14 protein-coding genes are annotated in these 13,417 nt (G+C 51.5%); 13 read left to right on the top strand and 1 reads right to left on the bottom strand.

All coding sequences use genetic code 11. The annotated features are described in order from the left end of the window. Positions 1-109: 109 nt before the first annotated feature. Entirely contained in the window at positions 110-1,846 is a 1,737-nt protein-coding gene (locus AC01YT_RS03295; RefSeq protein ID WP_476672788.1) for an energy-coupling factor transporter ATPase, read from the top strand. Continuing rightward, entirely contained in the window at positions 1,843-2,667 is an 825-nt protein-coding gene (locus AC01YT_RS03300; protein WP_476672789.1) for an energy-coupling factor transporter transmembrane component T family protein, read from the top strand. The genes AC01YT_RS03295 and AC01YT_RS03300 overlap by 4 nt, the downstream gene beginning before the upstream one ends. Here the strand turns inward: AC01YT_RS03300 and AC01YT_RS03305 are convergent. Continuing rightward, positions 2,662-3,216 carry an ECF transporter S component gene (locus tag AC01YT_RS03305; protein ID WP_476672790.1) on the bottom strand — a complete coding sequence of 185 codons (555 nt, stop codon included), beginning with the start codon at positions 3,214-3,216 and terminating at the stop codon, positions 2,662-2,664. The two genes, AC01YT_RS03300 and AC01YT_RS03305, sit on opposite strands and share 6 nt — an antisense overlap. A 159-nt stretch (positions 3,217-3,375) precedes the next feature. Here AC01YT_RS03305 and AC01YT_RS03310 point away from each other — a divergent pair, with 159 nt between their 5' ends. From AC01YT_RS03310 to nuoL, 11 genes are all read left to right on the top strand, one after another. Beyond that, complete coding sequence (locus AC01YT_RS03310; protein WP_476672791.1) at positions 3,376-4,806, top strand: MFS transporter; 1,431 nt, start codon at positions 3,376-3,378, stop codon at positions 4,804-4,806. 79 nt (positions 4,807-4,885) lie between these two features. Continuing rightward, positions 4,886-5,086, top strand: coding sequence for a YgaP family membrane protein (locus AC01YT_RS03315; protein ID WP_315625905.1), 201 nt, complete (start codon positions 4,886-4,888; stop codon positions 5,084-5,086). 85 nt (positions 5,087-5,171) lie between these two features. Next, on the top strand, positions 5,172-5,687 hold the full coding sequence (locus AC01YT_RS03320; protein ID WP_424912008.1) for a thioredoxin domain-containing protein: 516 nt from the start codon (positions 5,172-5,174) through the stop codon (positions 5,685-5,687). A gap of 186 nt (positions 5,688-5,873) precedes the next feature. Continuing rightward, positions 5,874-6,689, top strand: a complete 816-nt coding sequence (locus AC01YT_RS03325; RefSeq protein ID WP_424912007.1) for an FTR1 family iron permease — start codon at positions 5,874-5,876, stop codon at positions 6,687-6,689. Positions 6,690-6,794: 105 nt separating this feature from the next. Further along, the gene (locus AC01YT_RS03330) at positions 6,795-7,952 is read left to right on the top strand and encodes a geranylgeranyl reductase family protein (protein ID WP_476672792.1); all 1,158 of its coding nucleotides are present in this window, start codon (positions 6,795-6,797) and stop codon (positions 7,950-7,952) included. A 15-nt stretch (positions 7,953-7,967) separates the two neighbouring features. Next, the gene (locus AC01YT_RS03335; protein WP_476672793.1) at positions 7,968-8,606 is read left to right on the top strand and encodes a hypothetical protein; all 639 of its coding nucleotides are present in this window, start codon (positions 7,968-7,970) and stop codon (positions 8,604-8,606) included. Between the two features lie 152 nt (positions 8,607-8,758). Beyond that, a complete protein-coding gene (locus tag AC01YT_RS03340; protein ID WP_315625910.1) occupies positions 8,759-9,115 on the top strand; it encodes an NADH-quinone oxidoreductase subunit A in 357 nt (118 codons plus the stop codon). 32 nt (positions 9,116-9,147) lie between these two features. Next, entirely contained in the window at positions 9,148-10,377 is a 1,230-nt protein-coding gene (nuoH, locus tag AC01YT_RS03345) for an NADH-quinone oxidoreductase subunit NuoH (RefSeq protein WP_424912004.1), read from the top strand. Continuing rightward, the gene (locus AC01YT_RS03350; protein ID WP_476672794.1) at positions 10,374-10,892 is read left to right on the top strand and encodes an NADH-quinone oxidoreductase subunit J family protein; all 519 of its coding nucleotides are present in this window, start codon (positions 10,374-10,376) and stop codon (positions 10,890-10,892) included. The genes nuoH and AC01YT_RS03350 overlap by 4 nt, the downstream gene beginning before the upstream one ends. Further along, positions 10,889-11,209 carry an NADH-quinone oxidoreductase subunit NuoK gene (gene nuoK / locus AC01YT_RS03355; protein ID WP_424912002.1) on the top strand — a complete coding sequence of 107 codons (321 nt, stop codon included), beginning with the start codon at positions 10,889-10,891 and terminating at the stop codon, positions 11,207-11,209. The genes AC01YT_RS03350 and nuoK overlap by 4 nt, the downstream gene beginning before the upstream one ends. A 25-nt stretch (positions 11,210-11,234) precedes the next feature. Continuing rightward, positions 11,235-13,415: an NADH-quinone oxidoreductase subunit L gene (nuoL, locus tag AC01YT_RS03360; RefSeq protein ID WP_476672795.1), complete on the top strand. Its 2,181-nt coding sequence runs from the start codon at positions 11,235-11,237 to the stop codon at positions 13,413-13,415. The last annotated feature ends 2 nt before the right edge of the window (positions 13,416-13,417 follow it).

The following is a 13,417-nucleotide window of genomic DNA, read 5'->3' on the forward strand; positions in this document are numbered from 1 at the left end:
ACCAATCTCCACTTAGGGGATTTGAGGCTGTCCTAATTGTATCTGAGGTTGTCTTTGGCGTCCAAATTCACCGTCGGCGTTTATGTGGCTGTGTTAGAATTGCGGGGCAATGACAAGACCCCAGATTTGTGTAAGAAATCTTCATTACGTTTATCGTGCTCCAAACGGCGAGATCTGGCCGGCCTTACGAGGCATTGATCTAGAGATAGAAGCCGGGGAATACATTGCTATCATTGGGGCGAACGGATCGGGTAAATCCACCTTGGTTCGTCATTTTAATGCTCTGTTATTGCCTGAAAAAGGGGATGTGTGGATAGAAGGATGGAATACGCGGGACGTGACTGCACACCCGTTTATCCGCCAATCTGTGGGGATGGTTTTCCAGTTTCCCGAAGATCAAATCGTTGCCAGTGTGGTGGAAGAGGACGTGGCGTTTGGGCTGGAAAACCTGGGATTGGCTGAGTCGGAGATACGCCAACGGGTAGCAGAGATGCTCCAGGTGTTGGGACTGTGGGAACATCGGCAACGTCCGCCGCACTTGCTCTCAGCGGGACAGATCCAACGCTTGGCGTTAGCCGGGGTGCTGGTAGTGCGCCCGCGTTGTCTGGTTTTGGACGAAGCAACTACGATGCTAGATCCTCAAGGGCGGATGCGTTTGCTGGATTTGGCAGAAGCCGTCAATCGCGAGGGGATTACTCTGATCCACGTCACGCATCACATGGATGAAGCGGCACGTGCTCGGCGGGTGATTGTCATGCACCATGGACGTATTGTTCTTGATGGCTCGCCCGAAACTGTGTTTGCCAATCCGGGTCGCCTTGAATCTCTGGGGCTCGAAATTCCACCCACCCTGCGCCTGGCTCAAAAGTTACATTTTATCTATGCGGGTTTCCCCGCAAGGGTGCTCCAACCGGAAGATCTAATAAACAATATCCCACCTTTTCCGGGTGATGCGAAGGGGAATTCAATAAATATTAGTGAAAATTCTCGCGAGTTGGATTCAGCTTTGATTGAGGTGAAGGGATTGGGCCATACCTATTTACGAGGCACCCCGATGGCTCATGTGGCATTACGGGGCGTAGATTTGCAGGTGGGTGAGGGTGAGGCCGTGGCCTTGATGGGCGCAACCGGTTCAGGTAAATCAACCTTGCTCCAGCATCTAAATGGGTTGCTTTTGCCACAGAAGGGAGAGGTGCGGGTGGGTCCATTTACCTTGCCGGCCAATCTTGATCTCCGTCAAGTGCGGCAGTATGCTGGCCTATTGATGCAGAATCCTGAAGTGCAATTTTTTGAAACCTACGTTGGGGATGAAGTCGCGTTTGCTCCGCGCCAAATGGGGGTAAAGGAATTGCGCGAGCGCGTGCGATGGGCGTTAGGCATGGTAGGGCTGGATTTTGACGCCTACAAAGACCGCCCGCTTTTCACGCTAAGTGGTGGTGAGCGGCGGAAAGTGGCATTGGCTTCGGTTTTGGCGATGCGGCCCAAGGTGTTGTTACTCGATGAGCCCACAGCAGGATTAGATCCGGCGTCTCGGCGCGGGCTACTGCTGAGTCTGAATCAGTTAAAGGCCAACGGTGTGACCCATGTGATTGCCACCCATCATTTGGATGATTTACTTCCCCTCATCGACCGAGTGGAGATTCTCGTAAAAGGCACTCATTGGGCGGGCGGTTTACCCCAGCAAGTTTTTGCTAATGGTCTGTCGCTACAGACCAGTGGTCTGGTGACTCCTTTGTTATTCCATGTGATACTCAGCCTTCGTCAAAAAGGTTGGCCGGTACCCTGGGTGAACCACGAGGCTCAATTGATCACTGCTGTGCAAAAGGCCTTAGGGGTTGGTTCATGAGCGAGTCGTTTGAATATTTGCGTTTGATCTCTTTGGGGCAGTATCTCCCTCTGGACACGGTAGTGCATCGCCGTGAACCACGAGTTAAGGTATTGGCTTTAACCGGCATTGTATTGGCAGTGGTGTTCAGCCTGCATTTGAGAGGGCTCATTCTGGCTTTATTGGGGGCGCTTCTGATATTGCGTTTGGCGCGCGTTGGCTGGGGTTACCCATTGCGGAGCCTGCTTTTGCCGCTGCCGTTTCTCCTCTTTTTGATGCTGATTCAGACTATTTGGGTGTCTTATCGTGTTGAAGGGAGCTGGGTGGTGCAGTGGGGATGGATGCGTATTAGCCAGGGAGGTGTAATGGCCGGGTTGATGTTAGGAACCCGGTTTGCAGTGTTATTGTTATGGTTACTTTTAGGCTCGTATTGCATTTCAAATACCGAGATAGTGCGGGCATTGCGTCAGTTGCTGTATCCGCTCAGGTTTATTGGCATACCTGCGCGTGATGTAGCCATGGCAGTTCAAATTGCATTGCGCTTTATTCCCTACCTGGCGCTTATTCTTGAGCGAATTGCTAAAGCACAAGCCTCACGCGGGGCCATTTGGGGAAGCGGACGAGGTGGGTTGGTTGCGCGGGTGCGGCAGCTATATCCCCTGCTGATTCCCCTTTTTTTGCTGACTTTGCGCAAAGCCGAAACCTTGGCGCTGGCAATGGAGGCGCGGGGATATAGCAATCCCGCCGCAGAGCGCCCCCGCAGAGGGCATCCGTGGACGACGGGGGACTGGTTGTTCCTGTTGATCGCAGTTGGGTTGGCAGGTGTAATCCTGCTTCTATAAGCGGGCTCCTTGGGCGCGACGAGGTAGTTGGCGGTAGGCGCTTACGACGGCCAGTGTGAGTAGCGCCGATGCAACTGCTTCTGGAATTCCGTTTAACGCCACAATTGGCAGCATCGCTGGCCAGGGAAGAAGACCAAGCAGACCAATGGCACCGAGTACCAGGATAGTATTGGTCAGGCTACTTGCGATACCGGCGATGAGCAAGGCGATTCCGGGCCACTGTTCCAAAGCACGCCAAACCAACCAGGCCACTGGCCCAATGAAGAGCCGGGGAATAACAGAGATAAGCGGGTTAGTGAACCAGACATCCGCGGGTCCGGTCGGGGCAATGGCAGCCTGAAGCATACTGAAGGCGCCAAAAATAAATCCAATTCCCAAACCCACAACCGGACCTTCGAGGACGGCGCCAATAATGACCGGCACATGCATGATCGTCAACGAGGCGCCGGTAAACCAAGGGATGAAGCCTAGACGGGTTAGGCCCAGGAATATGGCAATCGCACCCAAAACACCGGTAACCACAACTTTACGGGTTCGTTCGTTTGGCATCGTTTACTCCTTATGGTTCAAGGGCTGGCACTATTTTACCTAACCCGTGTGGGTCATAAAGGTTGCGCTGAGAATATCCCGCGCACTTACACCTCATGATACAACCTTTTGCTAAAATGAATCCATCCTGCCATTCTTGATGATAAGCGAGGTGTTTCTGTGTCCAACCCTCCCCATCCCCGCTGGTACGATTACATTCGATATAACTTGTATTGGTTTGCCCTCACCACACGCGGTCAAACGATATCACCAATTATCGTCCCATTATTAGTGCAACAGTTTGTGGGGGAGGTTGCCAAGGGTACCTACCTGGGTGTTATCCGCCTATGGGCGTTGATGGTTGCTCTGCTAACCCAGGCGCTGATGGGCATGCTTTCGGATCGAAGTGTTCATCCATGGGGAAGGCGGCGTCCGTTCATCCTGGTAGGGACAGTGGGGGAAGTGATCGCGTTCATCCTAATGGGTGTCGCGGCAGGTTTGCATGGACTAGAGGGCTTTTGGGTGCTCTTTGGGCTGTATATTTTCTCAATGATCAGTTCGAATATTGCCCACGCGGCCACGCAAGGGCTGATCCCTGATCTGGTGCCCGAATCACTGCGGGGACGCTTCTCCGGGGTAAAGGCGTTTCTGGAACTGCCTTTGCCGCTCATCTTTGTTTCCTTCGTGGTAGCACGTTTGATCGGCAACGGAAATTTGTGGGGAGGCATCGGCGCCGTCATCGGTGTGCTTGTCATTTGTGCAGGGGTTACCATGACCATCTCCGAACGCCGTTTGACAACCCCACCCGTGTCGTTGGATTGGCGACCTTTCTTTCGGTTATTGCTAATGACAGCGTTGTTCACGGCCATTATCCTTGGGAGTGGATTGGTCATTCGGTGGGGAGTAGCGGTCACCCAACCCCTGACATTGGAATGGCGGCGCTGGCTAATCGGTGCTCTAGGTTTGTTGATGATCATGATCGCGGTTGTAGGCGGTGTTTTGGGAAGTCTGCGCATAGGATTGGGTCGAGATTGGAAATTGGCACCGGGTTTTCCTTGGTGGGTGGTGAATCGTTTGTCTTATCTGGTGGGCTCAACCAATCTGGCCACTTTTCTTATTTATTATCTGCAAGAGCGGTTTGTGGACCTTCAAGGGGAACGGGCAGCGGCACCGGCTGCCAGTATCGTGATGGTGGTGGGAATTTTCGTTTTGCTCTCAACCCTCCCCAGTGGTTGGCTAAGCGACCGCTTTGGTAAACACCTTATTCTATTGCTGGCGGGGAGCATGGCGGCACTGGGGGCAGCGATTGTGGTGTTGGCACCTGATTTAGCCCTGTTGCGTGTTGCCGGTGCCGTCTTAGGAGCTGCAACTGGCCTTTTTTATGCGGCGAACTGGGCTTTGGGAACCGAAATTGTTCCGGAAGAGCACGCCGGGCGTTTTTTGGGGCTTTCTAACCTGGCCGGGGCGGGAGCGGGGGCAATTGGGGCCTACATTGGTGGACCGATTGCCGATGCCGTGGGTTACACCCCGCTGATGCTCATTTTTGGGGTTTTGTTTCTCTTCTCAAATCTGGCCTTGATGGGTATTCCTTCGTCTCGTCGGCATCAATAAGGGCTTCATATGTAACCTTTGGGGACCAAGTGCATCCAATTTATTAGAAAGAAAATTTTTAGGTTATGGGAGGTCAGCCATGCGTGTAAATGAAGCCGGTTGGGATCGTGTTGTGCGGATCGTGCTAGGTTTAGTGTTATTGGTTTTAGGCTGGGGTGGTTTCGTTAGTGGGGGTTGGGGCGTTGCCTTTAAGATTTTGGGTTTTGTGCCCTTGCTTACCGGTCTGCTAGGATGGTGCCCGCTATATGCGCTCTTTAAGATCCGCACCAACAAGGCTTAGGGTCCTAGTTCAATCGTTTGTATGGTTGGCTTGCTGGAGCTACTACTGGCAAGCCAATTAATTGTCCCACGGAGGGACACTGACAATGAATCTTGAAGAATGGCAAAGTACGCTTAACCAATCATCCTTACCCATTGTTGTTGAGGTTTGGGCTCCTTGGTGTGGACCGTGCCGGGTAATGGCGCCAGTGTTAGAACGGGTGGCTCAGAGATATGCGGGCCAGGTAGAACTTGTCCGAGTAAACGCAGATGAATCGCCTGAGTTGGTGCAGACCTTGAACATTCTAGGTATCCCAACCCTAATCGGTTTTGATCGGGGCAAAGAAGTATTCCGTCGAATGGGTTTACAATCCGAAGCGACGTTAGGCCAGTTGTTTGATGCATTGACTCGGGGGCAAACACCACACATCTCGTTGGGATTGACCGAGCGATTATTGCGTCTGATAAGCGGGACCATTGTGTTGGTATTGGGATGGAACAATAACGCCTCCTGGATTCTAATAGCTGTCGGATTGGGGTTAATCTTCAGCGCAGTTTATGACCGTTGTCCCCTCTATAGTATGTTAACCACGAGAGTAAAATCCTGGCTCTCGTTAAAATAGATCATACCCAGGAATCGTTCCAGGAACCCGGAAGTTTTTCCGGGTTTTTCTTTTTGGTATTAAAGCGAATTTTTATCAAATATATCTAAAAATATGATAAAATATGCGTGTGGGCATTATTTTCTGACTTGGCCAGAGCCAACAGAAACAGCCGTAAAAATCCCATTACTGTGAGGTGTTTGCATCATGTTTGCTGCTTTCTTGCTGGCATTACGTGAAGGGCTGGAAGCGGCCCTGGTTATCGGCATTCTTTTGGGGGCGCTGGAAAAGTTTCAATTGCAGTCCCTTAAACGGTCAGTGTGGTTGGGGGTAGCGGCAGCAGCGGGAGGTAGCCTGGTCGTGGGTTGGGGCTTGAATGCCCTGGGTATGGAACTGGAAGGGCAGGCAGAAGCTGCTTTTGAGGGCGTGATGATGCTACTGGCGGCTGGTCTTTTGACCTGGATGATCCTCTGGTTACATCGTCAGGGTGCTGCAATTCGTCGCGAATTAGAGCATGACGTGCGAGTTGAAACTCAACGCCGCGGCGCTTGGGGCCTTTTCCTGGTGGCTTTTACGGCGGTTGGTCGTGAGGGAATTGAATTGGCCATTTTTCTCCTGGCGGCCCGTTTTGCGGCAGGTGCTTTACCAACTTGGGGTGGTGCGTTGCTTGGGTTGGCCTTGGCCGCATTTGTGGGGTGGGTCATTTTCACCACAACGTATCGCTTGAATCTTAAGCGCTTTTTCCAGTTGAGTAATGTCTTACTTCTCTTATTCGCTGCTGGGTTGGTTGCCCATGGAGTGCATGAGTTTAATGAAATTGGCTGGATTCCAGCGGTTGTAGATCCGCTTTGGGATATCGGTCATTTATTGCCTGAGAGCACGTTTATCGGCCAGGTGTTAACGGCATTATTTGGCTATAATGCAAACCCATCGCTCACGGAGGTCATTGCCTACCTGATGTATGTGGCGAGCATTGGCATCCTGGTATTGCCAAAGCCTTCATGGCGAGTTGCCCGAACCTGACCTACCTGAGTCTTCTTTAACACCCCTGTTTCAGGGGTTTTTTTCTTATTATGCCCCAAAAGGCGACTATAATGGAGAAACCCTGATTGGGCACAAGAGGGCATTATGGGCGCAGATGTCATTGTGGTCGGGGCTGGGCCAGCCGGGACGATGTGTGCTTATCTTCTTGCGCGGGTCGGGATTAATGTGATCTTACTTGAGAAAGCGGCCTTGCCCCGTTATAAGCCCTGCGGTGGTGGTTTGACGTGGCGTGCGCTCCAATGTTTACCTGCCGAACCTTCGGATGTAATTGAAGTCTATGCGGTCGGTGGCCGGTTGGCTTGGAACGGGCAAGTCATTTTGGAAAAAACGGATAACTCATTCGTCGCTGCGTTGGTAATGCGGGACCGTTTTGATGCTTGGTTAGCAGAGTTGGCACAGATGGCTGGTGCTCATCTCCAAGATCGTACGCCAGCCTTGAGGATTGAGGAAACGCCAGACCATGTGGAGGTGGAGACCCCGACCGGAATTCTGCGCGCAAGTTACCTCGTAGGAGCGGATGGGGTAAATAGTCTTATTGCCCGTCAATTCGTGGGGTTCAGTCGTGTTACCGGTGTGGCCTTAGAGGCCGAGGTGGATGTTCCATCAAGGGGGTTAGAAACGCAAGGGCCGTATCTAACGTTTGATTTCGGAGTCCTACCTTTTGGATATGGGTGGATATTCCCAAAAAGGGGTCACCTTTCGGTAGGCGTGTTTGCAGCACATGGGGGGCGTGTACCTGACCTAAAGGGAACGCTGGAACGATTCATGGGGCAGTATATGCACTTAGCAAAGGGCCAAGTACGCCTTGTGCGTGGTCATCGTATTCCGCTTGGGGGTCAAAGGTATCCCTTACATACCCGACGGATGCTTTTGGTGGGAGATGCTGCCAATTTGGCCGATGCGTTTTTGGGTGAGGGCATATCCTATGCCTTATGGAGTGCCTGTCTGGCATCTCAAGCGCTGCAGATCGGCTTAACTGACCGCCGGGCTGATTTGGCAGCCTATACGCGTATGGTGCAGACGACCCTGGGACGGGAGCTACGTTTTGCGGCGCGTTTGGGGCGGTGGGTGTATTCCCATCCTAAGCGAGCGGCAAATTTCCTGGTAACGAGTCCTAAACTGCAAGCCGTATGGCTGAATACGCTCACTGCGCGCCAGTCTTTTACGCGTCTGTTTCTATCCTTACCTCTCTATTTACCCCTTGTTTTGGTTCAATATCTGCAAAATAGACCCCATACATAGGCAGTGGTGAAAGAAATGCGAAATTCCGTTTCCATGGGAATACGGGTTGGTCTGCTCATAATCGGAGCACTTCTGTTGGGGTTGGCCCTTTGGCCATCTCGTACGACTTGGATCACTTTGCACCCCGATTTGGAATGGCTATCGAATCAACCAGAGGGTGAAGATATTCAGATAGATACCGTCGGGGCATTAAGTCATGGGCAGCTCGTTATCGGTTGGCCTCAGCGCCTGCGTCCCAGGGAATGGGGAAAAATATCATTGAATTGGGTACCAGGTGTTAGTACTCCCTTACCGAGCGATCCAGTCGCTTCTCCCTTGCGTTTAGTATTAACTGTGCGATTAGAAATAAACGGAGGATATGTTGAGCCGGCAGGGATTTGGCGGGAAGTGGTGGATCTCCGAAAAGGAATGACCCTGACATGGCGATTAATGTCTCAGACCGACCAACCCATTCGAGGGACGCTTTGGATTTATGCTCAGACCTCTTCGGTGGAGGGGGTTGATGGTGGAGGGTTACCCATATTAGCTTGGCCATTTACTATCCATGTGGCGACTCCACTAGGAGTGTCTAATTGGATTTGGGTTGGGCTGGGTGGTTTGATGTGGGTGATGGCCTTGACATGGCAAAGATGGTGGATGAAGCGGTTCTCCTAATGCAGAGAAATTGTGAAAAATCGCACTGTTTGGATAACTACACTCGGATTGCTTTACAAGATGGCAACCCGTTGATAGAATAAAGCCATAGGCGGGGGATAGGCACAATCCCGCCAGGATAAGAAAATATCCTGAGATCCATGAGGCATGATATGTTAAGCGCATGGTTATACATCGGAATTTTTACGCTGGTAGCGGTTGCTTTACCAGCTATCGCTATTTTCTTAGCCGGTTTATTGGCTCCAAAAAAGCCTAATCCGATTAAAGAAGCTACCTACGAATGTGGCGTTGAAACCGTTGGACCAACCTGGACGCAACTGCGAATTCAGTATTATCTATTTGCTTTGGCTTTTCTAATCTTTGATGTAGAGTCGGTGCTTCTTTATCCTTGGGCGGTAGCGTATCAACAGCTACCGCTTTTTGCGATTGTTGAAGCCATCATTTTCCTGGCCATTCTTCTGGGTGGCCTTTTTTATGCCTGGCGCAAGGGAGCTCTCAACTGGCAGTGAAGCCTTGAGAAAGATTTTGCATGGGAGGGGTAATGACCGCTTTTTGGCAGGATCCGATCACGTTTTTGCGCCTGTGGCTAGAAAATCTCTTGCTCTTTTGGGGTGTGCCGGAGGGATGGATACTGGTCATCCGTTATACAATAGGCGCAGTACTGCTGGCCACGGCAGCCCTGTTGTTTGTCATCCTACAACTGTGGTTAGAACGTAAACTGATCGGACGACTTCAGGACCGTCTGGGTCCGAATCGGGTTGGACCGTGGGGATTGTTGCAGCCCATTGCGGATGTGCTCAAAATTTTTACCAAAGAACACATTACGCCGGCGGGTGCGGATCGAGTGCCTTTTAATTTAGCACCGGTGCTCTCGGTGGCGGCGGCGCTCATGGTATGGGCGGTCATACCTTTCTCGGCAACGGTGTTTGGGGCTGAACTCAATGTGGGTATTTTGTACCTTTTGGCCGTCGGGGCCATAGGTGAAATTGCCATTATTTTGGCTGGTTGGAGCTCAAACAATAAGTATGCCCTTTTAGGAGCGTTACGCACGGTGGCACAACTTATTTCTTATAGTGTGCCGATGACATTATCGGCTTTGGTTCCGGTCATGTTCAGCGGAAGTCTTAATTTGAATGCTATCACCCGGGCCCAAGAGGTGTGGTTTCTCTTCCTCGCACCATTGCCGGCCTTGATATTCCTGACGGCCTCAGTGGCTGAAGTTGGCCGCGCTCCCTTTGACCTACCTGAAGCCGAGTCAGAACTGGTGGCAGGGTATAGCGTGGAGTATTCGGGGTTGAAGTTTGGCTTTTTCTATGTGGCGGAATTTCTCAAAGCGTTTACAGTTTCGCTGATTTTTGCGGTGTTGTTCTTGGGTGGATGGCGCGGCCCAGGTGCAGAGGCCTATCCGGTGTTAGGGTTTGTGTATTTATTCCTCAAGAGTAGTGCTGTGTATCTTTTGATGATCTTGTTGCGAGGAACGTTGCCACGCTTTCGCATTGACCAGGTGATGGACTTGAATTGGAAAGTTTTGACTCCACTAGCACTGCTCCTCTTAATAATCATTGCACTTGTGGATTATTTCTTGCGCGGAGCATTGCCTTTGGTGCGAGTTCTAGTTTTGTTGGGTGTTAATGCCTTGGCCTATGTTATTTTGGACCGTTTGTTATCCTCGCGGGAGAGGTTGCGCCGACAACCGGTCGCCCAGCCTGGGCGCCCGGTAGCACGACCCGAAAATCTGATCAATCCGTCTGAAACAGGGGTAGCTTCATGAGTATCTTGCAATGGGTATTTGTAATCACCGCTTTTCTTACTGTAGGAGCGGCGGTGATGATGGTGGCTTCACGCCGCATGATGCATGCTGCCTTGTGGCTGGCGGTGGCCTTGCTAGGTGTTGGAGTGCTTTTCATAACTCTAGAGGCCAGTTTTTTTGCCATTGTCCAACTCTTGGTTTATATTGGTGCCATTTTGATTTTGATTGTTTTCGCAATTATGGTGACACAGCGAACAGATGAAAGTGGTGCTCGCCTTAACGCTTATGCCTGGGTTGCTGCAGGAATCGCTGGCTTGATTGGTGCCATCCTGGCATTTACCATGGCTGGCTGGATAATTGGAAACACTGGGTTGCAAGAGTTAGGCTCTACATTTGACGCTGTCTTGCCTTTAGGGCAAGCATTGGTAGACGCAGAAGGGTATGCCGTGCCTTTTGAAGTGGCTTCAGTATTACTGCTGGCTGCGCTGATCGGGGCGGTTTACATTGCCTTTGAACGGAAAGGAGAACGATCGTGATTCCACTTTCCTGGTACCTTATTTTTTCTGCGGTTTTGTTTAGCATTGGTTTATTTACCGTTTTGGCTCGCCGGCATGCCATTGTTATCTTGATGGGAATTGAATTGATGCTCAATGCAGTTAATATCAATCTTTTGGCCTTCTGGCACTACTGGTCGCAGGTGCGGGGGGTACCTCAAGTAAATGGGATGGTCTTTGCGGCAATGGTGTTTGTACTGGCTGCTGCCGAGACGGCAGTTGCGCTGGCGTTAATCATCTCTGCCTATCGTCGCCACCACACGGTGGTGGTTGATGAAATGACCCTGCTCAAAGGCTAGATCAAAGGATAAAGGGGAAAGCAACATGCCATTTGAGACCCTAGTTTGGTTATTGCCTCTACCGCCCTTGTTGGCATTTTTCTTGATCATGACCTTTGCTTATCGGCGTAACAGCCTCAGCCATGGGCTGGCTATTGGGGCTGTAGGTCTCTCGTGGCTGGGGAGCATGGTCGTGTTTGGGCGCGCCCTGCAATCCGATCGCCTCGCTGAACACCCCTGGAGTGCGGCGTTAAATTGGATTCCAACCGGAGATACTTGGTTTCAAATCGGGGTCCAGGTTGATCCCTTAACTGTTGTAACGTTGTTTTTTGTGGCTTGGACCATTTTGATGATCTTTATTTACAGTGTGGGGTACCACAATTATGGTCATCCCCGGGGCGTTCACGATCGGCCGGGTTTGCCTCCCCGCGGCGCCGAAGTCAAAGACGCTCATGGCCATCCTCATCGTGTACCTTCGATTGAACCGATGTATGCGCGATTCTTCGCGCTAGTTAGCCTCTTTGCCTTTGCGATGTATTTATTGGTCGTCAGTGATAACTTGTTAACACTTTATATCGGCTGGGAGGTCATGGGGTTATGTTCTTACCTGTTGATCGGATTCTGGTATGCCAAAGAATCGGCCCGGAACGCAGCGGTTAAGGCCTTTTTGACCACTCGGATTGGGGATGTGTTTATGCTGCTTGGATTGGCAGCGCTCTATGCCCTTACTGGTAGTCTTAACTACCGTGCAATTCTGGGTAATCCCCAGGTACTTGAAATCCTGGCTTCCACAATCTCGCCTGTTGCGGGATTGTCCTGGGCTGCGCTAATTGGGTTACTGCTTTTTACCGGCACGGTGGGTAAATCGGCGCAGTTTCCTTTGCATGTATGGTTGCCGGACGCCATGGAAGGCCCTACGCCGGTTTCGGCCATGATCCATGCCGCGACCATGGTCTCAGCAGGGGTATATTTGATGATCCGCTTCTTCCCCTTGCTTTCTGCTGGATGGATGCCGGGAGAACCGCTGACGCCTCCGATGGTAGCGATGGCATTTATCGGTGCATTTACCGCTCTGTTTGCAGCGACCATCGGTTTAGCCCAGCGGGATATCAAACGCGTTTTAGCCTATTCGACGATCTCGCAACTCGGGTATATGATCGCCGCCTTGGGGATAGGTGCTTACGTTGCCGCAACGTTTCATCTGGTTACCCATGCCTTCTTCAAAGCCTTGCTATTTCTAGCGTCGGGTTCGGTCATCCACGGAATGGAGCATGGTGTTTACCATACCGGCGAACATGTAGATCCCCAAGATATGTTCAACATGGGCGGGTTGCGCCACAAGATGCCCGTGACCTTTTGGACGTTCCTGGTTGGGGGGCTTTCACTGGCTGGTTTTCCGCTAATCACCGCCGGTTTCTGGTCTAAGGATGAAATCTTGACCGCAGCATTTCAGGGCAATCTTCCTGTTTTTATTACCCTGGGCGTTGCTGCGCTGTTAACGGCATTCTACACCATGCGTCAACTGACGTTGGTTTTTTTAGGGCAGCCACGTACTGCGGCAGCGGCACAGGCGCAGGAATCACGTCCGGTCATGACCATTCCCCTAGCGGTGTTAGCCGTTTTTGCTCTTGCAGCGGGTTGGGTGGGCATTCCGGCGTCTTTTCCGCTGGTAGGAGGAGTTCTTCCCAATTGGTTTGAGGCGTTTGTGGGGGGCATGTTAGGGCATGTGAGTGAAGCAGATCACCTAATATTTACAACTACACCGCTTTTGGTTTCTATTCTAGCCTCGCTGGGCGGACTTTTCCTGGGGTGGTGGGTTTATCAATCCCAGCGCGATCGTGTTCAAGATGTGCTGGCTAAGCCCCTGGGTGGGCTATACCGGTTGTGGCAGAACAAATATTATCTTGACGAACTTTATCAACTCGTGTTTATTCGCCCGGCGCTGTGGGTTGCAGATGTTTTCACCTATCATTGGCTTGATCGGAAAATCATTGATGGCATACTGCACGGAATTGGTCGCTTAGGGTTAGCCGTAGGCCACGGCTTTCGTGAATTTATTGATCGTCCGCTGGTCAATGGTGCTGGTGATGCATTGGCAGAAGGAACGCATGAGGTTGGAGCGCGCTTGCGTATTCTGCAACCAGGGCGGTTACAGGTCTACCTTCTGATTGCGCTGGTGGGCATCCTGCTCATTGGGTTGGTACTCTTCTCCATTGGGATGGTTTAAAC

Source organism: Thermanaerothrix sp. (assembly GCF_056331585.1).

Excerpts from the sequence above, each read along its gene's own strand:
- AC01YT_RS03295 (WP_476672788.1), top strand. The coding sequence starts at position 110 with ATGACAAGACCCCAGATTTGTGTAAGAAATCTTCATTACGTTTATCGT.
- AC01YT_RS03300 (WP_476672789.1), top strand. The coding sequence starts at position 1,843 with ATGAGCGAGTCGTTTGAATATTTGCGTTTGATCTCTTTGGGGCAGTAT.
- AC01YT_RS03305 (WP_476672790.1), bottom strand. The coding sequence starts at position 3,216 with ATGCCAAACGAACGAACCCGTAAAGTTGTGGTTACCGGTGTTTTGGGT.
- AC01YT_RS03315 (WP_315625905.1), top strand. The coding sequence starts at position 4,886 with ATGCGTGTAAATGAAGCCGGTTGGGATCGTGTTGTGCGGATCGTGCTA.
- AC01YT_RS03320 (WP_424912008.1), top strand. The coding sequence starts at position 5,172 with ATGAATCTTGAAGAATGGCAAAGTACGCTTAACCAATCATCCTTACCC.
- AC01YT_RS03325 (WP_424912007.1), top strand. The coding sequence starts at position 5,874 with ATGTTTGCTGCTTTCTTGCTGGCATTACGTGAAGGGCTGGAAGCGGCC.
- AC01YT_RS03330 (WP_476672792.1), top strand. The coding sequence starts at position 6,795 with ATGGGCGCAGATGTCATTGTGGTCGGGGCTGGGCCAGCCGGGACGATG.
- AC01YT_RS03335 (WP_476672793.1), top strand. The coding sequence starts at position 7,968 with ATGCGAAATTCCGTTTCCATGGGAATACGGGTTGGTCTGCTCATAATC.
- AC01YT_RS03340 (WP_315625910.1), top strand. The coding sequence starts at position 8,759 with ATGTTAAGCGCATGGTTATACATCGGAATTTTTACGCTGGTAGCGGTT.
- nuoH (WP_424912004.1), top strand. The coding sequence starts at position 9,148 with ATGACCGCTTTTTGGCAGGATCCGATCACGTTTTTGCGCCTGTGGCTA.
- AC01YT_RS03350 (WP_476672794.1), top strand. The coding sequence starts at position 10,374 with ATGAGTATCTTGCAATGGGTATTTGTAATCACCGCTTTTCTTACTGTA.
- nuoL (WP_476672795.1), top strand. The coding sequence starts at position 11,235 with ATGCCATTTGAGACCCTAGTTTGGTTATTGCCTCTACCGCCCTTGTTG.